This is a genomic window from Rhodococcus sp. IEGM 1406 (assembly GCF_030056745.1).
GTDB classification, from domain to species: domain Bacteria; phylum Actinomycetota; class Actinomycetes; order Mycobacteriales; family Mycobacteriaceae; genus Rhodococcus_F; species Rhodococcus_F erythropolis.
Genome location: NZ_JASHKO010000002.1, coordinates 317,133 through 339,310 on the forward strand (window position 1 = coordinate 317,133; position 22,178 = coordinate 339,310).

General features: G+C 64.2%; 21 protein-coding genes. 1 reads left to right on the plus strand and 20 read right to left on the minus strand.

The features are described 5' to 3' along the window. Positions 1 to 20: 20 nt before the first annotated feature. The 18 genes from QM596_RS10755 to QM596_RS10840 all read right to left on the minus strand — a co-directional run bounded on the left by QM596_RS10755 (position 21) and on the right by QM596_RS10840 (position 19,817). Entirely contained in the window at positions 21 to 689 is a 669-nt protein-coding gene (locus QM596_RS10755) for a PadR family transcriptional regulator (RefSeq protein WP_370627685.1), read from the minus strand. Between the two features lie 190 nt (positions 690 to 879). Next, positions 880 to 2,898: a primosomal protein N' gene (locus QM596_RS10760; RefSeq protein ID WP_019748377.1), complete on the minus strand. Its 2,019-nt coding sequence runs from the start codon at positions 2,896 to 2,898 to the stop codon at positions 880 to 882. Between the two features lie 25 nt (positions 2,899 to 2,923). Next, on the minus strand, positions 2,924 to 4,138 hold the full coding sequence (metK, locus tag QM596_RS10765) for a methionine adenosyltransferase (protein ID WP_003944827.1): 1,215 nt from the start codon (positions 4,136 to 4,138) through the stop codon (positions 2,924 to 2,926). A gap of 188 nt (positions 4,139 to 4,326) precedes the next feature. Beyond that, positions 4,327 to 5,625 carry a bifunctional phosphopantothenoylcysteine decarboxylase/phosphopantothenate--cysteine ligase CoaBC gene (coaBC, locus tag QM596_RS10770; RefSeq protein WP_435804272.1) on the minus strand — a complete coding sequence of 433 codons (1,299 nt, stop codon included), beginning with the start codon at positions 5,623 to 5,625 and terminating at the stop codon, positions 4,327 to 4,329. Then, positions 5,622 to 5,921: a DNA-directed RNA polymerase subunit omega gene (rpoZ, locus tag QM596_RS10775; RefSeq protein WP_003944996.1), complete on the minus strand. Its 300-nt coding sequence runs from the start codon at positions 5,919 to 5,921 to the stop codon at positions 5,622 to 5,624. The genes coaBC and rpoZ overlap by 4 nt, the downstream gene beginning before the upstream one ends. A gap of 98 nt (positions 5,922 to 6,019) precedes the next feature. Further along, complete coding sequence (gene gmk, locus QM596_RS10780; protein ID WP_029255329.1) at positions 6,020 to 6,619, minus strand: guanylate kinase; 600 nt, start codon at positions 6,617 to 6,619, stop codon at positions 6,020 to 6,022. Between the two features lie 36 nt (positions 6,620 to 6,655). Further along, positions 6,656 to 6,976, minus strand: coding sequence for an integration host factor, actinobacterial type (gene mihF, locus QM596_RS10785; RefSeq protein WP_003944825.1), 321 nt, complete (start codon positions 6,974 to 6,976; stop codon positions 6,656 to 6,658). Between the two features lie 369 nt (positions 6,977 to 7,345). After that, positions 7,346 to 8,545, minus strand: a complete 1,200-nt coding sequence (locus QM596_RS10790) for a glycosyltransferase 87 family protein (protein ID WP_232816752.1) — start codon at positions 8,543 to 8,545, stop codon at positions 7,346 to 7,348. 57 nt (positions 8,546 to 8,602) lie between these two features. Further along, positions 8,603 to 9,424, minus strand: coding sequence for an orotidine-5'-phosphate decarboxylase (pyrF, locus tag QM596_RS10795; protein ID WP_021332968.1), 822 nt, complete (start codon positions 9,422 to 9,424; stop codon positions 8,603 to 8,605). Beyond that, positions 9,421 to 12,777 carry a carbamoyl-phosphate synthase large subunit gene (carB, locus tag QM596_RS10800; RefSeq protein WP_047888353.1) on the minus strand — a complete coding sequence of 1,119 codons (3,357 nt, stop codon included), beginning with the start codon at positions 12,775 to 12,777 and terminating at the stop codon, positions 9,421 to 9,423. Before carB ends, pyrF begins: the two co-directional genes overlap by 4 nt. Next, positions 12,777 to 13,952: a glutamine-hydrolyzing carbamoyl-phosphate synthase small subunit gene (carA, locus tag QM596_RS10805; RefSeq protein WP_003944927.1), complete on the minus strand. Its 1,176-nt coding sequence runs from the start codon at positions 13,950 to 13,952 to the stop codon at positions 12,777 to 12,779. The genes carB and carA overlap by 1 nt, the downstream gene beginning before the upstream one ends. Further along, entirely contained in the window at positions 13,949 to 14,530 is a 582-nt protein-coding gene (locus tag QM596_RS10810) for a PH-like domain-containing protein (protein ID WP_020907699.1), read from the minus strand. Before QM596_RS10810 ends, carA begins: the two co-directional genes overlap by 4 nt. A 6-nt stretch (positions 14,531 to 14,536) precedes the next feature. Then, positions 14,537 to 15,874, minus strand: a complete 1,338-nt coding sequence (locus QM596_RS10815) for a dihydroorotase (RefSeq protein WP_283308932.1) — start codon at positions 15,872 to 15,874, stop codon at positions 14,537 to 14,539. After that, positions 15,871 to 16,815 (minus strand): aspartate carbamoyltransferase catalytic subunit, encoded by a 945-nt coding sequence (locus QM596_RS10820; protein ID WP_003944883.1) that lies wholly within the window; start codon positions 16,813 to 16,815, stop codon positions 15,871 to 15,873. Before QM596_RS10820 ends, QM596_RS10815 begins: the two co-directional genes overlap by 4 nt. Then, positions 16,812 to 17,453: a bifunctional pyr operon transcriptional regulator/uracil phosphoribosyltransferase PyrR gene (pyrR, locus tag QM596_RS10825; protein ID WP_020907698.1), complete on the minus strand. Its 642-nt coding sequence runs from the start codon at positions 17,451 to 17,453 to the stop codon at positions 16,812 to 16,814. The genes QM596_RS10820 and pyrR overlap by 4 nt, the downstream gene beginning before the upstream one ends. A gap of 173 nt (positions 17,454 to 17,626) precedes the next feature. Next, a complete protein-coding gene (nusB, locus tag QM596_RS10830) occupies positions 17,627 to 18,124 on the minus strand; it encodes a transcription antitermination factor NusB (protein ID WP_007728014.1) in 498 nt (165 codons plus the stop codon). Beyond that, positions 18,125 to 18,688 (minus strand): elongation factor P, encoded by a 564-nt coding sequence (efp, locus tag QM596_RS10835; RefSeq protein ID WP_003944958.1) that lies wholly within the window; start codon positions 18,686 to 18,688, stop codon positions 18,125 to 18,127. A 34-nt stretch (positions 18,689 to 18,722) separates the two neighbouring features. Further along, complete coding sequence (locus QM596_RS10840) at positions 18,723 to 19,817, minus strand: M24 family metallopeptidase (RefSeq protein WP_070796960.1); 1,095 nt, start codon at positions 19,815 to 19,817, stop codon at positions 18,723 to 18,725. A 111-nt stretch (positions 19,818 to 19,928) separates the two neighbouring features. On the opposite strand from QM596_RS10840, the gene QM596_RS10845 reads away from it, so the two are divergent. Further along, positions 19,929 to 20,537 carry a B-4DMT family transporter gene (locus QM596_RS10845; RefSeq protein ID WP_283308933.1) on the plus strand — a complete coding sequence of 203 codons (609 nt, stop codon included), beginning with the start codon at positions 19,929 to 19,931 and terminating at the stop codon, positions 20,535 to 20,537. Between the two features lie 87 nt (positions 20,538 to 20,624). On the opposite strand, the gene aroQ is transcribed toward QM596_RS10845, so the two are convergent. Together aroQ and aroB are read right to left on the minus strand one after the other, a co-directional pair. After that, positions 20,625 to 21,053: a type II 3-dehydroquinate dehydratase gene (gene aroQ, locus QM596_RS10850; protein ID WP_283308934.1), complete on the minus strand. Its 429-nt coding sequence runs from the start codon at positions 21,051 to 21,053 to the stop codon at positions 20,625 to 20,627. Further along, a complete protein-coding gene (aroB, locus tag QM596_RS10855; RefSeq protein ID WP_020907694.1) occupies positions 21,050 to 22,159 on the minus strand; it encodes a 3-dehydroquinate synthase in 1,110 nt (369 codons plus the stop codon). The genes aroQ and aroB overlap by 4 nt, the downstream gene beginning before the upstream one ends. Positions 22,160 to 22,178: the final 19 nt, after the last annotated feature.

A 22,178-nucleotide genomic window follows, 5' to 3' on the forward strand; every position in this document is an offset into this window, starting at 1 on the left:
AACAGTAGGTATCCGACGTCTCAATTGCCGCCTTCATCGGCGTCATCACCGGCAAGCACTCGGTAGAGCGACTTGCGCGCCTCGACAAGCACGTCGGCTGCGGCCTTGACCTGCGCTGGTGTGCCTACAGCAGCCACTTGGCCGGCCGCGCCCATCAGCTGGCCGATCAGTTCACGAAGGTCCTGCTCCGGCTCCCCTACGCTGAGACGAACGTCATCCCACGGTGCCCCGAGATCGGCGCGATGCTCCTCGACGTATGCGACGCCTTCCTCGGTCAGCTTGGCGGTCTTGCGGCCGGCAACCTTTTCGATGATGACCAGTCCCTCGTCCTCGAGTTGGGACAGCGCGGGATAAATGGAACCCGGACTCGGCTTCCAGACGCCGCCGCTGCGCTCGACGATCTGCTGAATCAATTCGTAGCCGTGCATCGGCTCTTCCGCGATCAACAACAGAATCGCAGCGCGCACATCTCCACGACGACCTCGTCCGCCACGTCCTCGCCCGCGACCGAACTGAGCGCCCGGACCGAAGCCGGGGCCGGGTCCGCCGTCTGGACCGAAACGCCCCCGCCGATGGCCTCTGCGTGGCATGTCACCGAAGCCCGGCCGCTCGTGCGGTCGACCGCGTCGTCCACCGTCTCGATCGCCGGGACCATCGCCCGGCGCGCCGTCGTCCGTCGGCACCCACATCACAAATGGTGGCCGTTGCTCACGGCCGAAACCGCCGAAGAAACCGCGTCGGCCGAACATCCCCTCGTTCGGGAAACTTGCATCCATCGTCGAACCTCCATCACTATCGTTGATAGTTCGACGATATATCGCCATATCGGGTTGCGCAACATTTTCGCTGCACACAACCAGGCCTTGGAGAACTCGAAAATCAGCCGATGCGGCGTGGGTCGATCTGAATGCGGACCGGACCCGATGACTTCCGCGCACTGCGCGCGGCCCTCGCATGTGCCAGAGCGTCCGCAAGGCCGCGACCGTCCTTGCGTGGAACGCGGACCAGCATTCGCTCCGGCGCGACACCGCTCTCGTCCTCACCGGAATACGGAAGCCTCTCCCCCGCAGGCAATTCCACTGGTCCGAGTAGTACAGCACTTGCCGGCAGATCAGCTGAGTCCACCAACTCCGCAATTGCTGCGGATCCACCGTCGATCGCAGCCATGTGAACGGCCGGAGGAAAGCCGACCTCGTCCCGTTCCTCGAATTGAGACTGTGCGTGCCCCACCGGATCCCATCGGACCAACGCCTGCACCGTCGGGATACCCGAGTCTGCGACAACCACAACTTCACCGCCTTCGGACAGCGGAATCACCATGGCAGCAGCCGACATCCAGCGTCTGAGTGTTTCCTCGGCGGCGCGAAGATCTGGCCGGCCGAGCAGTGCCCAACCGTCGAGCAAGAGCGCGGCGCCGTAGCCGCCGGTCATCACCGGCTCCGCACCCACTGTCGAGACCACCAACGCGGGCCCGTGTGGCAGTTCCTTGACCACATCACCGCCCCCGGACAGAACAACTTTCACACCGGGAAACGCCCGCCCGAGTTCTTCGGCGGTCCGGCCGGCACCGACCACCACCGCGCGCAACGCTTTCGCCCCGCACGCGTGACATCGGTAGGCGGCATCGGCAACCCCGCACCAGCGGCACGCCGGTGTCCCGGCGCCGTCGGGACCTGCCGCAGCGGGAAGAGCCAGTGGGCCGTTGCACCGACGGCACCGTGCCGGGGCACGGCACTTTCCGCAGGCCAGGGTCGGTACGTACCCCCGCCGAGGCACCTGCACCAGGACTCCGTTGCCCTCACCCAGAGCGCGCCGGGCGGCCGCGAATGCAATAGCGGGCAAACGAGCCGCTCTGGCTCCCGGATCGCGGGCCAAGGCTTGATCGCTGTCGGCAAGCGCGGTGATCTTGGGTGCGTGGGCACGAACGACGTCCCGCGTAGCGACCAGATCGTGCGCCCATCCCGAGTCGACGAGTACCTGCGATTCTGCCGTACGGGAGAACCCACCGATCACGACGGCGCACCCGGCGACGTAGCCACGCAGGACGGCAACTTCGCGGGCATGTGGATACGGCGACCGCGGCTCGGACAAGTTGTCGTCGCCGTCGTCCCAGACGACGACAAGACCGGTCTCGGGCGTCGGCGCAAAAACTGCACTGCGCGTGCCGACGACGATCCTGGCGGTCCCGCGCAGTGCAGCGAGCCACCTTCGGTATCGCATGGCCGGCCCCAGGCCTGCGGACAGACCCACCACTGCATCCGCTCCGGAGAGTTCGGTACATGCGGCGACGACGCGGTCCAGGTCGCGTTGATCGGGCACAACCAGGATCGCGGATTTACCACTTGCCGCTACAGCCCCGGCCAGTTCGGCCAGGCGCAGTGGCCAGTTTTCACCAGGCAACGCCTGCCAGACCGCACGCGGGCTTTTCGACTCGCGAATCGCGGACAGAAAGGCGTCACCGAATCTGTAGAGATGCCAACCATTTTCGATCGGTTCAGGAGCGGACGGCGGCTCGGCGGGCTCCCACGGTTCCGCCTCGACCTTCGCGTGGCGCGGCGGTACCGCCAAACGGAGAACATCGGCGCGGGTTCCGGCATAACGCTCCGCCACACGATCGACGACTTGCGCGATTTCGGCCGTCAGGACCCGCTCGGACGAGATGACGCGTTCGAGCCAGCCGAACTTCCCCTGATGGTCACTGGTGGCCTCGCGCGAGACGATGAAACCGTCCACCAGACGACCAGCGAAGCGGATGCGCACCCGGACTCCGGGCTGCGCATCCGCTTCGAGTTCACGAGGAACGAGGTAGTCGAATTCACGGTCGAGGTGAGCGAGCGGGAGCATCGGCAGCACCCGGGCGACCGGATCGACTTCTGCCGCTACTCTTTCCGCGCCCACCCGCGCCCCGTCTGTACGTCAGTGATCAGAGACCAGCTGCGCTACGCAGCTTGTCGGCGCGATCGGTGCTCTCCCACGGGAGGTCGATGTCGGTGCGACCGAAGTGACCGTATGCCGCCGTCTGCGCGTAGATCGGACGCAGCAGGTCGAGGTCGCGGATGATCGCTCCCGGACGCAGGTCGAAGATCTCGGTGATCGCCTTCTGGATCCGTGCCGGATCGGTCTTCTCGGTGCCGAAGGTTTCGACGAAGAGTCCGACCGGAGCTGCCTTGCCGATGGCGTAGGCGACCTGAACCTCGATGCGGTCGGCCAGACCTGCGGCAACAGCGTTCTTGGCCACCCAACGCATGGCGTAGGCAGCGCTTCGGTCGACCTTTGACGGGTCCTTGCCGGAGAACGCGCCGCCGCCGTGGCGAGCCATTCCGCCGTAGGTGTCGACGATGATCTTGCGGCCGGTCAAACCGGCGTCACCCATCGGGCCACCGAGGACGAACTTGCCCGTCGGGTTCACCAGCAGACGAACATCGGAGGTGTCGAGATCGGTGAGGTTGACGTCGGTCAGCACCGAGTGAAGCACCTTCTCGCGAAGATCGGGCGTCAACAGGTTGTCGAGGTCGATGTCAGCGGCATGCTGGGTGGAGATGACCACGGTGTCGAGACGGACAGCCTTATCACCGTCGTACTCGATGGTGACCTGGGTCTTGCCGTCCGGGCGCAGGTACGGCAGCACGCCGGACTTACGGACCTCGGTCAACCGGCGAGAGAGACGATGAGCCAACGCGATGGGCAGCGGCATCAGTTCCGGCGTGTCGGTGGTGGCGTAGCCGAACATCAGGCCCTGGTCGCCCGCACCCTGACGGTCGATCTCGTCGTCGCTGATTCCGTCGACGCGAGCCTCGTGCGAGTGATCGACACCCTGCGCGATCTCGGGCGACTGCGCGCCGATCGCGACGTTGACGCCGCAGGAGTTACCGTCGAAGCCTTTTGCCGAGCTGTCGTAGCCGATCTCGAGGACCGTGTCGCGCACGATCTTCGGAATGTCTGCGTACGCAGTGGTCGTGACCTCGCCGGCTACGTGAACCTGGCCGGTGGTGACCAGAGTTTCGACGGCCACGCGGGCGCGCGGGTCCTGGGTGAGCAGCGCGTCGAGGATCGAGTCGCTGATCGCGTCACAGATCTTGTCCGGATGCCCCTCGGTGACGGACTCGCTGGTGAATAGCCGACTGCCGGACTTGCTCACAGATCTCCCTCTCGACGACTGAGTTCTTGACTACAGCTTATTGAAGTATCCGAATCACCGTTCGGTGACCGTTTTGTCATGCTTTGTTAGCTGGGGGCTGAGCCGACGATAACGGTTGGACCGCCTGCGCAACACCCTTGTGCTCACCCGATTATCGTGGGGTAACTCTCACCACCGGGCGCGTGTCGCTACTCGGGGAAGAGCTTGACCAGGGCGTCGAGTACTCGACTGGCCATCAAAGCCTTGGATCCGTGCTCGAGCGCGGACTCCGAGCCGTCGGAACCGAGCAGCCAACCGTCGTTGTGATCGACCTCGAACGCCTTGCCCTCGCCGACCGCATTGACCACGAGGAGGTCGCAACCTTTGCGGGCAAGCTTGGAGCGGGCGTAACTGAGAACGTCACCATGGGCGTCACCGGTCTCTGCGGCGAATCCGACGATCACCGTTCGAGCGTCCAGATCGCCGTCACGACGCGCTTCGACGAGACCGGCGAGGATGTCGGCGTTTCTGGTGAGGCTGATCGAGTCGGGTTCGTTTGCGCCCTTCTTGATCTTGCTGCCTTCGACGGTGGTGGGGCGGAAGTCCGCGACAGCTGCAGCCATGACGACTCCGTCGTGTCCCGGTGCGTGCTTCTCCACTGCCAACCGGAGATCTTCGGCCGTCTTGATGTGCACGACGTCGACAGCGGCGGGGTCGGCAAGATCGGCCGTGTAACCGGCGATCAGCGTGACGTGAGCGCCGCGTTGTGCGGCCAGACGGGCGAGCGCGTAGCCCTGTTTGCCGGAGCTGCGATTACCGAGAAAGCGCACCGGATCGAGCGGCTCGCGAGTACCGCCGGCGGTGACCAGAATGCGGCGACCTTCCAGGTCGCGCGGCAACGCGTCCGAGCGCTCGAGGAGCAACGATGCCAACCCGACGATCTCGTCGGGTTCGGGAAGTCGACCGGCTCCGGTGTCTTTTCCGGTCAAACGCCCGGAGGCAGGTTCGATCACGTGGACGCCGCGCGAGCGCAGTGTCGCCACGTTGGACACCGTTGCGGGGTGCTCCCACATCTCGGTGTGCATTGCGGGGGCGAAGACGACCGGACAGCGTGCGGTCAACAAGGTGGCTGTCAACAGGTCGTCTGCGCGGCCCATGACAGCTCGCGCCATCAGATCAGCGGTTGCCGGCGCGATGACAACGAGATCGGCTTCCTGCCCGAGGCGGACATGCGGAACCTGCGGGATGTCGTTGAAGACGCCGGTGTGAACCGGGTTGCCGGAGAGCGCTTCGAACGTGGCGCGGCCGACGAACTCCAGAGCGGATTCGGTCGGAATCACGCGGACGTGATGACCGCTCTCGGTGAAGCTGCGGATGATCGAGCACGCTTTGTACGCGGCGATACCCCCACCGACACCGACGACAATGCGCTTACGTATCGATGTGGGCGCGTCGGACACTCCCCCGACACCCGAACGAGGTTCGGGTGCGGCAGACGTGGTGCTCACTCGCCTTCGGTGTGCTCGAGGAGATCAGCGTGGATTTCACGCAACGCGATGGACAGCGGCTTTTCCTGCAGACCGGGCTCGACCAGAGGTCCGACGTATTCGAGGATGCCGTCACCGAGCTGGTTGTAGTAGTCGTTGATCTGGCGCGCACGCTTGGCCGAGTAGATGACCAGGGCGTACTTGGAAGAGGTGCGTTCGAGCAACTCGTCGATCGGCGGGTTGGTGATGCCGAGCGGGGTGTCGTAGGCAGGCAGAGCGCCCTGACCTGCTGCGGACGCGGCTGAAGTGCTGCTCACTCTTGTGTCTCCTGAATTAGATCTTCATTGAAGAACTAGTTTTATCGATCCGGATATCTGAGAAACGGGGCGGAAATCGGTTCCCGAAGGGTGCGGAATCAGTTCCCAACCAACAAGGATACCAACTCATCGCAAGCACGGCTTACATCCTCGTTCACGATGACCGTGTCGAACTCGTCTTGTGCGGCCAATTCCACTCGGGCCGTCTCGAGTCGGCGTGCCACGACGTCTTCCGTTTCGGTTCCCCGTCCGGTCAGCCGTTGCACCAGAACGTCCCAGCTCGGTGGAGCCATGAACACCAACAGAGCTTCGGGCATCGCCTGGCGGACAGCTCGTGCTCCGGCGAGATCGACCTCGACGAGTACGGGCTTTCCAGCTTCGAGCGCTTCTTCGATCGGAGCTGCGGGGGTGCCGGAGCGCTGTAGACCGCCGTGGATTTCCGCCCATTCGAGAAGTTCACCGGAGTCGATCATCCGTTGAAATTCTTCACGGGAGGTGAATCGGTAGTCTTTGCCGTCCACTTCACCGGGACGGGGATCGCGAGTGGTCGCCGAAACGCTGAAAACGAGTTCAGGCAACCGAGTTCTCAGCTCGCGAACGACGCTGGACTTACCGACAGCCGAAGGGCCGGCCAGTACAACCAGCCGACCCCTCCGCACTGCGGTCTTGCTCTCTGACACTGTTGCGTCAGCAATCATCAGACACTGCCGCGTCAGCAATCATCACTTGTCGGCTCAGGCCTCGAAGTCAAACTTGGTGAGCAGAGCCTTGCGCTGCCGATCACCGAGGCCACGAAGGCGACGGGTCGGTGCAATCTCCAGCTCGGTCATGATCTCCTGAGCCTTGACCTTGCCCACCTTGGGCAGCGCCTCGAGCAGTGCCGAAACCTTCATCTTGCCCAAGATTTCGTTGTCTTCGGCGTCCTTGAGGACCTGCTTGAGGTCGGTGCCGCCACGCTTCAGGCGCTCCTTGAGCTCAGCCCTGGCCTTGCGGGCAGCAGCTGCCTTCTCCAAAGCAGCAGCGCGCTGCTCATCAGTCAACTGGGGAAGGGCCACGGTTCCTCCGTCTCGTCGTGTGCAAATTTTGTCTATTCCGCTGATAACCAGCAGCGATAGCGACCGTACTCACGCCTGGCGCGAATTGCTAACCCACCCCCCGCGGTCCGATGCAGATCGCGGTGGGTTATGCGCGTCGAATCGATGTCACACATCGTCGCCGTTTTCGGCTGGATCGAGACGGATTCGACGCAACACGAACGTGCGTACAGTACCGAAATAGACTGTAACACAAAGCATTTCGATACATCGGGTGCGACGTCCCCATGCGTGTGTGCGAAATCGTTACCTGCGGGAATGAACGTGGTCGCCGACACATCCAAAAATTTCGAGCATTTTCGACGCCCATGCGCGTGTCGCGGCCTGTTTTCAGGTCGGCATCGACGATTTCGGATCGTCGGCATCGACCGTGTCCGGTTCGGTGCGGCTCACGCCGGGGGCGGCCAGAGCGAGTACTACCGCGAGGCTCGCCCAGAGCAATGAATTCTCCAGGACGAAGCCGACGACCGGGATATCCATGTCCGCGCCGACCCGAGGAAGCCGAAACAGCACGACCGCAGCGGTGAGGCCGATCGCGATCCAGGACCACGCGGGTACCGATCGGGTGTCTTCCCCCACGCCCGACTTGATCGGAACGAGGAGCACACCCACCGCCGGCACCAACCACACGAAGTGGTGGGTCCAGGCAATGGGAGTCACGATTGCCGCCAGCAGAGCCACCACCGTGAAACCGGCAAGATCACCTCGCAGGCGCTGAGCGCGCCGCGTCGCGACAATTCCGAGGACACCCAACACTGCACAGGCGACGAGCCATGCCGGACCCACCAGGCCCTCGGGGAGTAGCCGTAAGGCCATTCCACGCACGGACTGGTTACCGAACACAGACGGGTCACCGACCGCGACGCGCCCCGAGAGTGAGGCGATGTCACCGAAGTAGTCGATCGTCTGGCGCGGGAGAACGGCAAAGCCGAGTGCCGTGGCGCCGAGGAAGCCGGCGAGGGCGCCCGCAACCGCTTTCCAACGCCCGGTGATCACGTAGTAACCGATGTAGACGAGAGGCACCAGTTTGACGGCCCCGGCGATCCCCACCAGCACACCCTCGGGAATCCACCGTGGTCGAGCCAGCACGTCGATCAGGCACAGGAGTGTCAGGAACAACCCGACCTGCCCGTACCCGAGGTGATCGGAGATCGGCGATGCCGCCGTCCACAGGACCAGGAAACCCACGTAGACGACGACGGGCCGCCTACGTGTGAACGGGACCTCGCGATAGCTGAGCACGATGATCGCGGCCAGCATCAGGAGGCTGACGAAACTCCATCCCCACTGGACCGCACCCCAGGAACCCAAGGCGACCGGAACGGCGACGAGCGCAGCGAAGGGCGGATAAGTGAACGGCAGTCTCGCGTTGAACGACTCGTCGTACAGGTTCGAGCCGTCGAGGACGGCTTGACCTGCCGTCCGGTACACGGCGAGATCGTCGCCGTGTACGCCGGTGACGGATTGGAACCCGGTGGCGAGCAGCGCGCACGCCGCGACGAGAAGTCCGATCTGCCACCAACGATTCACCGACGGACGGTACCACCGGGTTCCACCGCTCGAACGAGCCTCGAGGTCACTCACGGATCAGTGCGCCAATGCGGCTTCGATCTCGTCTCGGTCACGCATTGCTGCCTCCCGAAGTGCCGATACCGAAGGACCATGCTTGAGCACCCCACGGGAAGTGTTCGGGAGCAGGAGCTCGGTCGATCCCGCGAAGATGTCTGCGAGATCCGCTGCCGTCGCACCCTGCGCGCCGAGCCCCGGAGCGAGAATCGGGCCGTTGAACTGCGACAGGTCCAGACCGTGGTCCCGAGTTGCACCGACCACCAGTCCGACGGTGTCGCGTCCGTCGGCGTTCGCGTCGACCGCAGCGTTGACGATCGACTGAGCCACGCTCACACCGTCAGCCGACGACTGTTGAAGTACGCCGCCTTCCGGATTGGAGGTTCGTGCCAGCACGAAGATCCCGCGTGCGTTCTGCCTTGCCAGTTCGAGTGTCGGAGCCAACGCCCCGAATCCCAGGTACGGCGAAACGGTGACCGAGTCGGAGGCCAACGGCGAATCACCCAACCAGGCTTGCGCGTACGCGTCCATCGTCGAACCGATGTCACCGCGCTTGGCGTCCGCGACGACAAGCGTTCCAGCATCGCGAAGAACCGAGATGGTCCGCTCCAACACGGCGAAGCCGGCGCTTCCGTACGCCTCGAAGAACGCAACCTGAGGTTTGACGAGTCCAACCTCACCGGTGAAGGCCTCGACGCAGATCTCGGCGAAAGTCTCCAGACCTTCGGCGGTACGTGGCAGTCCCCACGCGTCGAGAAGCGCGGGATGCGGGTCGATACCGACGCACAGCCGCCCCCGGTCCGCGATCGCGGACCGGAGACGATGCCCCCAACTGTGACTCACGACTGCTGTGCCGGCTGACGAAGACCTGCGTGCAGTTCCTGCAGGGAGTGAACTCCGATGTCGCCGCGGATGGCCGCTTCGATGCCCTGCACGGCTGCCGAGGCGCCCTGGACCGTCGTGATGCACGGGATGTTCGACGCGACTGCTGCGCTTCGGATCTCGTAGCCGTCGACACGCGGACCGTTGTTGCCGTACGGGGTGTTGATGACCATGGCGACCTCACCGCTGCGGATCTGGTCGACGATGGTCTCGGCACCGGCCGGAACATCCTCACCCGACTGCTTGTACACCTGCTTGCACTCGATACCGTTGCGCCGCAACACATCTGCGGTTCCTTCAGTGGCAAGGATGGTGAATCCGAGATCTGCCAGGCGCTTGACCGGGAAGATCAGCGAACGCTTGTCCTTGTTGGCGACCGAGACGAACACCGCGCCTGTGGTGGGCAACGACCCGTAGGCGGCCGTCTGCGACTTGGCAAAAGCCGTACCGAAGTCGAAGTCGATACCCATGACTTCACCGGTGGACTTCATTTCCGGGCTGAGCAAGGTATCCACGCCGGTACCGTCGGCGCGGCGGAAGCGGTTGAACGGCAACACAGCTTCCTTGACCGCGATCGGTGCACCGGCCGGGGTGTTTCCACCGTCGCCGGTCGCCGGCAGGATGCCGCTTGCGCGCAGGTCGGCGATGGATTCGCCGAGCATGACGCGGGCGCATGCCTTGGCCAGCTGGACGGCCGTCGCCTTGGAGACGAACGGAACCGTACGGCTGGCGCGGGGATTTGCTTCCAGCACGTAGAGGATGTCGTCCTTGAGGGCGTACTGGACGTTGAGCAGGCCCTTGACGCCGATGCCCTTTGCGAGAGCCTCGGTGGAGCGGCGGACGTTCTCGAGATCCGCCCGGCCCAGAGTGATGGGCGGGAGTGCGCACGCCGAGTCACCGGAGTGAATGCCGGCTTCCTCGATGTGCTCCATGACGCCGCCGAGGTACACCTCGGTGCCGTCGCACAGAGCGTCGACGTCGATCTCGACCGCGTCTTCGAGGAAGCGGTCGACCAGGACCGGACGATCGTCGGAGATCTCCGTGGCACGCGAGATGTAGTCGGCGAGTGAAGCCTCGTCGTAGACGATCTCCATGCCGCGTCCACCGAGCACGTACGACGGACGCACCAGCACCGGGTAGCCGATGCCTGCTGCGATCTCGCGGGCGCCGTCGAACGTGGTGGCGGTACCGAACTTCGGTGCAGGCAGACCGGCTTCGGTGAGCACGCGACCGAATTCGCCGCGGTCCTCCGCCAGGTCGATGGCTGCGGGGCTGGTTCCCACGATGGGAACGCCAGCAGCTTCGAGGCGCTTCGCCAATCCGAGCGGGGTCTGGCCGCCGAGCTGGACGATGACGCCGGCAACGGTGCCCGACTGCGCCTCCGCGCGGTAGACCTCGAAGACGTCCTCGAATGTCAGCGGCTCGAAGTACAGGCGATCAGCGGTGTCGTAGTCCGTGGAGACGGTCTCGGGGTTGCAGTTGACCATGACGGTCTCGTACCCGGCCTCGGACAGCGTCTGGGCAGCGTGGACACACGAGTAGTCGAACTCGATGCCCTGGCCGATGCGGTTGGGGCCGGATCCGAGGATCAGAACCTTGGGTCGCTCGGTCTGCGGAGCCACTTCGGACTCGGCCTCGGGATCAAGCTCGTAGGTCGAGTAGTGGTACGGCGTCTTGGCCTCGAACTCTGCGGCGCAGGTGTCGACGGTCTTGTAGACGGGGCGCACGCCAAGCTGATCACGCAGAGCGCGAACGGCGTCCTCACCTGCGTGCGTGTCACCACCGAGTTCGGGGCGCAGAGCCGCGATCTGACGGTCCGAGATGCCGTGGTACTTGGCCTGACGCAGGGCAGCCTCGTCGAAAGACTCTGCAGCGCGAAGCTTTTCACCGAGCTCGTGAATCTGCTGGAACTGGTCGAGGAACCACGGATCGATCTTGGTGGCGTCGAAGAGCTGCTCGACAGTTGCGCCGAGGGCGAATGCCTTCTCGATGCCGTACATGCGGCCGTCCTGCGGAACGCTCAGATCGGCGAGCAGGGCGTCCAGGCTCTCCGTCTCGATGTCGGCGCCGGTCCAGTAACCCGCACGCTTGGTCTCGAGTGAACGCATGACCTTGCCGAAAGCCTCGGTGAAGTTGCGGCCGATGCTCATGGCCTCGCCTACCGACTTCATCGTGGTGGTCAGGGTTCCGTCGGCACCGGGGAACTTCTCGAAAGCGAACCGCGGAGCCTTGACGACGACGTAGTCGAGTGTCGGCTCGAAGCAAGCCGGGGTTTCCTTGGTGATGTCGTTGACGATCTCGTCGAGCGTGTAGCCGATGGCAAGCTTGGCGGCCATCTTGGCGATCGGGTAACCGGTCGCCTTCGACGCCAGCGCCGACGAGCGGGAAACGCGCGGGTTCATCTCGATGACAACCAGGCGGCCGTCGGCCGGGTCCATCGCGAACTGGATGTTGCAGCCGCCGGTGTCGACGCCCACCTCACGCAGAATGTCGATGGAGAGGTCGCGCATCGCCTGGTACTCGCGGTCGGTCAGCGTCATCGCCGGAGCAACGGTGACCGAGTCTCCGGTGTGGACACCGACCGGGTCGACGTTCTCGATGGAGCAGACGATCACGACGTTGTCGCGACTGTCGCGCATCAGCTCGAGTTCGTATTCCTTCCAGCCGAGGATGGATTCCTCGATCAAGACGTTCGCCGTCGGCGACGCGGCCAGACCGCCACCGGCGATGCGGTTGAGATCGTCGACGTCGTACGCCATGCCGGAACCGAGGCCGCCCATGGTGAAGGACGGACGCACGACAACCGGGTAACCGAGTTCGGCGACCGTGGCGTGTACTTCGTCCATCGTGTAGCAAACTGCGGACTTCGCGGATTCGCCACCGACCTTGGCGACGATGTCCTTGAACTTCTGGCGATCCTCGCCGCGCTGGATGGCGTCGAAGTCGGCGCCGATCAGTTCGACGTCGTACTTCTCGAGGATGCCCTGCTCGTGCAGCGCCACAGCGGCGTTGAGCGCAGTCTGACCACCGAGCGTCGCGAGGACGGCGTCGATCTTGTTGCCCTGCAACGCTTCCTTGGCGATGACCTTCTCGAGGAACTCGGCCGTGATCGGCTCGACGTACGTGGCGTCGGCGAACTCGGGGTCCGTCATGATGGTGGCCGGGTTGGAGTTGACCAGGCTGACGCGCAGGCCCTCCTCCTGGAGGACGCGGCAAGCCTGGGTGCCCGAGTAGTCGAACTCACAGGCCTGACCGATGACGATCGGACCGGAGCCGATTACCAGGATGTGCTTGAGATCTGTACGGCGTGGCATTAGTTCTTGACTCCGGTTTCTTTCCGTGCGGAGAGCAGGCTGGTGAAGCGGTCGAAGAGGTACGCAGCGTCGTGCGGGCCGGCTGCCGCCTCCGGGTGGTACTGCACCGAGAAGGCCGAATCGTCGAGCAGGCGAACACCTTCGACGGCTCCGTCGTTGGCGCAGGTGTGGCTTACCACCGCGCGACCGAACGGGGTGTCGAATTCCTGGCCGGCTTCGCCTTCGAGCGCGAAGCCGTGGTTCTGCGCGGTGATCGCGATGCGACCGGTCTGATGCTCGATCACCGGGATGTTGATGCCGCGGTGGCCGAACTTCATCTTGTACGTGCTCAGGCCCAGGGCGCGGCCCAGGATCTGGTTGCCGAAGCAGATACCGAACAGCGGCAAGCCCTGTCCGATGACCTCTTTCGTCAGGTGCACTGCGCCGTCGGCGGTGGCCGGGTCACCGGGACCGTTGGAGAGGAACACTCCGTCGGCCTTGAGGTCGAGGATCTGTTCGAGACTCGCGTTGGACGGCAACACGTGGACGCGGATACCGCGCTCGGCGAACATGCGCGGGGTGTTTGTCTTGATACCGAGATCGATCGCGGCAACCGTGTACAGCGCCTCCCCGCCCTTCGGCTCGACGACGTAGCCGCTGGTGGTGCTGACTTCACCGGCAAGATCGGCGCCGAGCATGGTCGGCTGATCCTGAACCCGTCGGACCAGTTCGTCATCGGCGGCGATGGCTTCACCGGAGAAGACGCCTGCCTTCATCGAACCGCGAGTACGCAGGTGGCGAACCAGGGCACGAGTGTCGATCCCGGCGATTCCGACGATGCCCTGCTCTTCGAGCTTGGCCTGCAGCGAACCGGTTGCACGCCAGCTCGAGGTGACGCGCGAGGGGTCACGAACGACGTACCCGGCAACCCAGATCTTGGCACCGGCACTCTCGCCGGTCGGTCCGACCGACTCGTCGTCTTCGTCGTTCCAGCCGGTGTTGCCGATCTGCGGCGCGGTGGAGACCACGATCTGGCGGTGGTAGCTGGGATCGGTGAGCGTTTCCTGGTAGCCGGTCATGCCGGTGCTGAACACCGCTTCGCCCAGGGTCTGTCCAACCGCACCGAAGGTGGTTCCGCGGAACACCCGTCCGTCTTCGAGGACCAGTACTGCGGGGCTGTTGCCAAAGCCGCTCATGCGTTCTTTCCGTTCTGCTCGATGTCGCCAGAGCTTGCGTCTTCGTTGTCATTCGTCTTGTTCGAGGCAGTCTTGTTCGAAGCAGTCTTGTTCGAAGCAGTTACCGGCTTGACCCAGTCCGGATAAACCGTCTTGTCGTCACCGCGCACGCCCGTGTCGATCTCGGTTCCGCTCGGCAATTCCCAGCGAATCACCAGGACGCCGTCCTTGCTCATGACCTTGCCGGCAAGACCGTTCTCCGTGCGGATCGCGCGGATCGACTTCTCCGGAATCCAGATGGCCGACGCACCGTCACGCTCGACCAGAATTCCGCCGCTGTAGCGGCTGATCTCGCAGGTGGCGCGGAAACCGAGGTCGCCGACGGCGATGCGGTCCTGCCAACTGGGTGCGATGGTGCTACCGACGTACAGGCCGGTGGTCGGCAGGACGAGCAGTTCACCCAGGGTTGCCGGTACCGTCGGCAGTTCGCCGATCTTGTCTTTCTGGCGTCGAGCGCGTCCACGCCAACCGACGTACATCAGGCCGATCATTGCGACCCAGAAGATCGCCAGACCGATGATCCACAGTGCTCTGTCCATGACGCGCTACTCCTCGCTACTCCGCAGCCGCACATTCCCGTCGTGTGCGGTGATGCGGCCACGTAACAGTGTGGTCGTGACCCGTGCGGGCAATGTCATCGACTCGTACGGAGTGTTATGCGCGACACTCGCCAGGTCTGGGCCGTGGACCGTCCACTCGGCCGACGGATCGACCAATGTCAGGTTGGCGGGCTCCCCCACCTCGATGGGACGGCCTTGATCGTCGAGTCCGACGATCGCCGCCGGGCGCTCGCTCATGACCCGCGCAACACCGCGCCAGTCCAACAGGCCGGGCTGGACCATCGTCTGCACGATGATCGAGAGCGCGGTCTCGAGGCCGAGCATTCCGGGGCGGGCGGCCGCGAATTCGCAGCACTTGTCCTGCTCGGCGTGCGGAGCGTGATCGGTGGCCACGCAGTCGATGATGCCCTCGGCCAGACCCTTGCGCAGGGCAGCAACATCGCTGGCCTCACGAAGTGGCGGGTTGACCTTGTTGATGGCGTCGTACGTCTCGAGACGTGAATCATCGAGAAGCAGGTGATGCGGGGTGACCTCGGCGGTGATCGAAATCCTTTGGCTGCGAGCCCACTTCACGAGTTCGACGGTTCCGGCGGTGGATGCGTGGCAGATGTGAACGCGGGCGCCAGCGTCACGCGCGAGCAGTGCGTCACGGGCCACGATCGATTCTTCGGCTGCTCGCGGCCAACCGGCCAGGCCGAGACGCGCGGCCGTGGGGCCCTCGTGGGCGACCGCACCGACCGTCAAACGCGGTTCTTCCGCGTGCTGCGCGATCAGGACGCCCAGTGAGCTGGAGTATTCGAGCGCGCGACGCATGATCAGTGGGTCGTAGACGCAGTGACCGTCGTCGGAGAACATCTTGACCTTGCCGACGCCTGCGGCCATGGTCGCCATCTCGGCGAGCTGCTTGCCCTCCAGGCCTGCGGTGACTGCGCCGACGGGGTGGACGTCGACGAGGCCGACTTCCTGTCCGCGTCGCCAGACGTGATCGGTGATGACCACCGAATCGGCGACGGGGCTCGTGTTCGCCATCGCGAAGACCGCGGTGTATCCACCCAGAGCGGCCGCGGAGCTTCCGGTTTCGATGGTCTCGGTGTCTTCGCGACCAGGCTCACGTAGATGGGTGTGCAGGTCCACGAAGCCGGGAAGGAGGATCTGCCCGCCGGCATCGATCACCTCGGATGCCGTGGCCGGATCGAGATCCACGCCGATCTCGAGGATCGTGCCGTCGCCGACGAGTACGTCGGTGGGCTCACCTTCTCCGTAGATCAGGACTCCGCGGAGCAGGACACTCACGGGTGATTCTCCGTTCTCGTTTCTGGTCACAGCGCACCGTCCTCCGACCCGACCAGCAGTCGGAACAAGACAGCCATGCGCATGTGTACGCCGTTGGTAACCTGTTGCAGTACAGCAGTTTTCGAGGAATCGGCGACGGCGGATGCGATCTCCATGCCGCGCAGCATCGGACCGGGGTGCAAGACCACCGCGTGGTCGGCCAGCATCGCCAGTCGCTTCTCGGACAGGCCGTAGTTGATCGAGTACTCGCGCTGCGAAGGGAAGAAGCCGCCGTTCATGCGTTCGGCCTGAACCCGCAGCATCAGCACCGCGTCGAGTCCGGGCAGTTCGGCGTCGAGCGAATGCGAGACCGTGACCGGCCACGTGTGCGCGCCGACCGGCAGCAGTGTCGGAGGCGCCACCAAGACGACCTCCGCGCCGAGCATCGAGAGCAGCAGCGCGTTGGACCGGGCCACACGGCTGTGCAGAATGTCGCCGACGATCGCGATCCGCTTGCCCTCGATGTCGCCGAGGCGCTGGCGAAGGGTCAAAGCGTCGAGAAGCGCCTGAGTTGGATGCTCATGCGTGCCGTCACCTGCGTTGATGACTGCCGGGCCACCGTCGTCGGCCGCTCCGGTCCACTTGGCGATCTGATGGGCGGCACCCGAAGCCGGATGCCGCACGATGAGGGCGTCAGCACCGGCCGCGCGCAGGGTCATCGCGGTATCGCGCAGGGATTCGCCCTTGGACACCGAGGAACTCGATGCGCTGACGTTGATGACGTCCGCGCTCATCCACTTACCGGCCACCTCGAAGGACACCCGGGTGCGCGTCGAGTTCTCGAAGAACACCGTCATGACCGTGCGTCCGCGCAGCGTCGGGAGTTTGCGTACTTCGCGGCCCAGCAGCGCCTGCTCGAAGCGTTCTGCCTCGTCGAGAAGTTCTACCGCGGACTCACGATCGAGGTCCGCGATGGAAAGAAGGTGCTTCACGCGCTCTTACCTCCGGAGATGACTACCGCTTCCCTGCCGTCGTGTTCCTGGAGGAGAACCTTGACGTCTTCTGACCTCGCGGTCGGGACGTTCTTGCCGACGTAGTCGGCGCGCAGCGGCAGTTCGCGATGACCGCGATCGACCAGCACTGCGAGTTGGACGGCCCGGGGGCGACCGAGATCGCGCAACGCATCGAGGGCGGAGCGCACGGTGCGACCGGAGAAGAGGACATCGTCCACCAGGACGACCAGAGCATTGTCGACGCCACCTTCGGGGACGGACGTGCGCTCGAGCGGGCGATGCGGCTTGGTGCGGAGATCATCACGGTAGAGCGTGATGTCGAGAGATCCGATGGGAAGACGCACACCGGAGAATTCTTCGATCTTGGCGCGCAGTCGCGTGGCGAGGGTGGTTCCGCGCGTCGGGATGCCGATCAGGACCACACGAGGGGCTGTTCCCTCGGGTCCGTCGAGTGCGGTTTTCTCGATGATCTCGTGAGCGATCCGCGCGATGGTCCGGCCCACATCCTGGGCGGACAACAATTCACGGGTCTCACTACTTGCCTCGGCACCAGCGGATGCCTTGGCGCTGCCTGGACCTGCAAGATCGGATGGGCGAGACCCTTCGGGCACGCTCATACAGCGACCTCCTTCTCCGCCTCACTGGACGGATCGTTAAAGGATGTCTGACGGTCCCCACCCTATCAGCCGACAGACCTGATCCCGCCGTGCGAGCAGCGACTTCGACCGGTTGTGTGCAGACACACAACGCGCACGGTGACCCTCGCACGGCGGTGGTGGAACAGAACTTGCTACTCGGTACCCGAATCCGATTCCTGCGCGCGCTGCGAGGTCGCAGCTGCAGCCGATCGAACCTGCGGCGCAACGAGAACGACCTGACCGAGGATTCCGTTGACGAATCCCGGAGAGTCGTCCGTCGAGAGCTGCTTCGCGAGTTCGACGGCCTCGTCCACGGCGACAACCGGCGGAACGTCCGTCGCATGGAAGAGCTCCCACACGGCGATACGCAGAATCGCACGGTCGACGGCGGGCAGACGCTCGAGCGTCCAATCCTGCAGATGCGAGGAGATGACCTGATCGATCCGGTCCAGATTCTCCGCAACGCCGGACACCAACGTGACGGTGTAGGCCGCGACGGGTGCTACCGCGTCGTCCTTGACGGACAGATCGGAACGCTCCGATGCGAGCGCGACCGGATCGAGGTCACGTGCCTCGGCTTCGAAGAGGAAGTCGACGGCACGCTTGCGCGCCTTGTGGCGTGCACCGAGTTTCTTATGTGTGCCGGACACTCAGGAATTCACACGCCCGAGGTAGTTGCCGTCACGGGAATCGACCTTGAGCTTGTCACCGGTGTTGATGAAGAGCGGCACGTTGATCTCGGCACCGGTCTCGAGGGTGGCAGGCTTGGTGCCGCCGGTGGAGCGGTCGCCCTGTAGGCCCGGATCGGTGTGCTTGACGACGAGCTCGACCGTGACCGGAAGCTCGACGAAGAGGGGAACGTCTTCGTGGGTCGCGACCTGGACGGCCATGTTCTCGAGCAGGAAACGCGACTGGTCGCCGACGGTGGATTCACTGATCGACACCTGGTCGTAGGTGTCGCCGTCCATGAAGATGTAGTCGCTGCCGTCGTGGTACAGGTAGGTCATGTCACGACGGTCGACCGTGGCGGTCTCGACCTTCACACCGGCGTTGAACGTCTTGTCCACTACCTTGCCCGAGAGCACGTTCTTGAGCTTGGTGCGCACGAAGGCAGGGCCCTTGCCGGGCTTGACATGCTGGAACTCGATGATCGTCCACAGCTGGCCTTCGATCTGCAGAACCAGACCATTCTTGAAATCACTGGTGGAAGCCACTTGCTTCGCGTCTCCTAGGGGTCGGGAAACCGTCTCAGACGACGGTAAGGTCTTTTGCGGTCAGTGTGAGCAGCTCTGGCCCCTGCTCACGAACAACGAGCGTGTCCTCGATCCGTACACCTCCGCGCCCGGAGAAGTACACGCCCGGCTCGACGGTCACCGCCGCGCCGGAAAGAAGTGTACCGGTGCCGAGCTTGCCGATTCCCGGTGCTTCGTGGATTTCGAGGCCGACACCGTGGCCGAGGCCGTGCAGGAACAACTCGCCGTAGCCTGCATCGTCGATCACCGAACGGGCGGCGGCGTCCACGGCCGCACATTCGACACCCGGAGCGAGGGCATCGCAACCGGCAGCTTGTGACCGCGCGACGAGTTCGTAAATCTCCCGTTGCCAATCGGAAACGGACTCGAGCACGTACGTCCGGGTCATGTCCGAGTGGTACCCACCGACCTGTGCGCCGAAGTCGAGTTTCACGAAGTCGCCCGACGCCAGGATCGCGTCGGTCGGTCGGTGATGCGGAATCGCCGAGTTGACGCCTGCCGCCACGATCGTCTCGAAGGAAATACCGTCTGCGCCGTTGTCGAGCATCAGGTTTTCCAGTTCACGACCGACCTCTCGTTCGGTTCGGCCAGGTCGCAGACCGCCGCGAGCGATCAACTGCGCCAACGCGACATCGGCTGAAGTGCATGCGGCGCGCAACAACTCCACCTCGTGCTCGTCCTTGACCATGCGCAACTGTTCGACGAGTCCACTCACCGGTTCGAACCGGATCTTCGGTGCTGCCTCGGTCCATGCGCGATGTTCGGCGAACGTCGCGACGTGTGACTCGAACGCGAGAACGGGCATCGTCGACTTCTCGATCAAGTGCGCAGCACTCGAACGGGCGATTTCAGCGCGCAGGTCCGGAACCTGCTCCGCCACCTGCGTCACGTAACGACCGTCGGTGCAGATCACCGTCGCGCGTTCGTCGGACTCCGAATCGGACGCACTGACGACGAGCGCAGCATTGGAACCGGTGAAACCGGTGAGGTACCTGATATTGAGGAGATCTGTGACGAGAATCGCGTCGAGTTCGCGCTCCGCGAGGAGGCGTCTGAGGGATTCACGGCGTGTTCTGAAGTCGACCGGCATCCCTCGAACCTACCGCCCTCGCAGACCTGCCGATCAACTCGAAACTCACGGTTACAGCAATAAGTGTGGGTTAGGCCACAAGGTGTAATGGGTTCTAGTTAGGCTGTACCCATGAATGCGTGGTTGGTACGTGGCCTCGGCATGGCCCTGATACATGTTGTGTTTCGTGCGTTGCTCGGTGCAGCGATCGCACAGTGGCCACTTCAGGGGTCCACCCTGCGCTGGCTGTCCCTGTTGATCGTCATCGTCTTCGCCGCGATCTGGGGTGGTATCGACGGCATTGGCGACCGCCGAAACTTCCCCGAACCCGAGGACGGCGCCGATCTGACCATGCTGTGGCTCAAAGCTGCTTTGGTCGGCGGATTCGTCGCCGGCGCTGCCAGCTGGGCACTCAGCCTGGTCCCCTCCCTCGAACTCACTCAGCAGGGCTTGTTCTTCGAGGTGACCTCCGGTGCGGCGTTCACGATCCTTCTCATCTTCGTCCCTGCCATGATCGCCATCACCGTCGGACGTTTCTTCGTCAGTCGTGAGCAGCGCAAGAATGGAACCGCTCCGCAGACCCCGTCCCACGAGCGTCACCACGAACCGGTGCCCGTCAGCGAGGGCTACGACTCCCCCACCGAGCAGCACGCATACAGCGGAGCCGCCATGTCCGTCGAGGAATCCGACGCCGATACCGCGGTCTTCCCAGCGATCGATCTGGGCAAGCGCGAGCAGTAACGCCCGCCGTCTACACAATCGAATGCGGCCCCGAGGAAATTTTCCTCGGGGCCGCATTCGTGTGGTCGGCTTTTCGACTTCCCTCGTTCAGCCTCGCTCGGCGAGGAACCTGATCGCCAGCGGATACGCGGCGACGCCGAGTCCGACGATCACGCCGGTCGCAATCGGACTCAGGTAGGAATGGTGCCGAAACTCTTCTCGCGCATGAACGTTCGAGATGTGCACCTCGACGAGACCTGCGGCCAGTTCGGCGCATGCATCTCGCAGGACCACCGACGTGTGCGTCAAGCCACCGGCATTGAGGATCACCGGTTCCCCCGCGTCCGCCGCGTCGTGGATCCAACCGAGCAGATCGCCTTCGTGATCGCTCTGACGGACGATCACCTCGACGCCGAGGTCCTCACCTGCCGCGACGCACAATTCGATCAGATCGTCGTGTGTGGTCGCGCCGTAGACCTCGGGCTGACGCTTACCCAGACGCCCCAGATTGGGTCCGTTGACGACGTTGATCCTCACAGCAGGACCGTTCCGCCAGCCGGCCTGGGATCACGGGCGATCGCGGAGTACGCCGCGACCAGCAGGCTCGGATCCGGCCCTTCGAGGCGGCCCGGCTTGGCGAGGCCGTCGAGGACCACGAAACGGAGTAACCCGGCACGGTTCTTCTTGTCGGTCTGCATTCCCTTCATCAGATCGCCGAACGCATCACCGTCGTACGACGTCGGCAGCCCGACGAGATCGAGGATCGACTTGTGACGATCGGCGGTGGCGTCGTCGAGTCGGCCCGCGAGCCGTCCGAGTTCGGCAGCGAAGACCAGGCCGACGGAGACAGCGGCACCGTGGCGCCACTTGTAGCGCTCACGACGTTCGATCGCGTGGCCGAGGGTGTGGCCGTAGTTGAGGATTTCGCGCAGATCCGACTCGCGCAGATCCGCGGCCACGACCTTGGCCTTGACCTCGACGGAGCGCCGAATCAGCTCGGGCAGAACAGTTCCCGACGGATCGAGAGCAGCCTTGGGATCGGCTTCGATGAGGTCCAGGATCACCGGGTCGGCGATGAATCCGGTCTTGATGACCTCGGCCATGCCTGCAACGATCTCGTTGTGCGGCACAGTCTCGAGCGTCGCGAGATCGATGAACACCGCTCCCGGCTCGTGGAACGAACCGACGAGGTTCTTGCCCGCTTCGGTGTTGATACCGGTCTTGCCGCCCACTGCTGCGTCGACCATCGCGAGCAAAGTGGTGGGGACGTGAACAACCTTGACACCACGCATCCACGTAGCAGCGACGAAGCCGGTGAGGTCGGTCGCCGCTCCCCCGCCCAAGCTCATGATCGCGTCGCTGCGAGTCAGGCCGATCCGGCCGAGCACGTCCCAGCAGAAGCCCGCGACGGCAAGATCCTTACCGTCCTCGGCGTCGGGGATTTCGATGCGGTGAGCGTCGATTCCCTTCTCTGCCAACGCAGCCCGTACAGCCTCCGCGGTCTCTGCCAGCGGCGGCTGATGGAAGATCGCGACAGTGCGCGCGCCGTCGAACTCGGCAACAAGGTCACCGAGCAGGCCGCGGCCGATCACGACCGGGTAGGGACTTGCGGTCTTCACCTCTACACGTACGGGTTCGGTCACTGCTCCACTACTCCGCTCC